The sequence below is a fragment of the Asticcacaulis sp. YBE204 genome (genome assembly GCF_000495855.1).
Classification (GTDB): domain Bacteria; phylum Pseudomonadota; class Alphaproteobacteria; order Caulobacterales; family Caulobacteraceae; genus Asticcacaulis.
On the sequence record NZ_AWGF01000048.1, the window covers coordinates 1 to 464 of the forward strand.

Below are 464 nucleotides of genomic sequence, written 5' to 3' on the forward strand. Positions count from 1 at the left end.
GGTCAATCGGTATTGTTCGGTTTTTCTTCCCTTTGGTTTTAACAAAGGTGATTTTATTTCCCGAAATCTGAGATCTTTTCAGGCTTTCAGCTTCACTCCATCTTGCTCCTGTAACCAAACAGAGTTTGGCAACCATTTCCAGATCCTTAGCTGAGCTGTTGCGGCATTCATGCAAAAGCAAGTCGATCTGTTCGTCTGTTAGGTAGGCCATTTCGCTTTCATCAATACGAAACTGGCGGACATTTTCAAGCGGATTTGGTTGTACCCATTCACCTAGTCTTCGAAGTTCGTTAAACACTGCGAGAAAATACGCTAGCTCGAGGTTTAAGGCGCGGGGCGAAACTTTTGCTACTCGTTTCGTCCGAGCAAAATGACCGCCTAGGCGTTTAGCTCGATAGGCTGTAAATAGCTGCGCAGTAAATTCTGTGGCGAGAGGGGAGCCCATGCACTCGGCAGCCCATAGC

Annotated in this window: 1 protein-coding gene; it reads right to left on the reverse strand. The window is 47.0% G+C overall.

The window, feature by feature from the left end; all coding sequences use genetic code 11:
* Positions 1-445: tyrosine-type recombinase/integrase (locus AEYBE204_RS40165; protein ID WP_235068292.1), on the reverse strand; the 445-nt coding region annotated here is incomplete at its 3' end.
* Positions 446-464 lie beyond the last annotated feature (19 nt).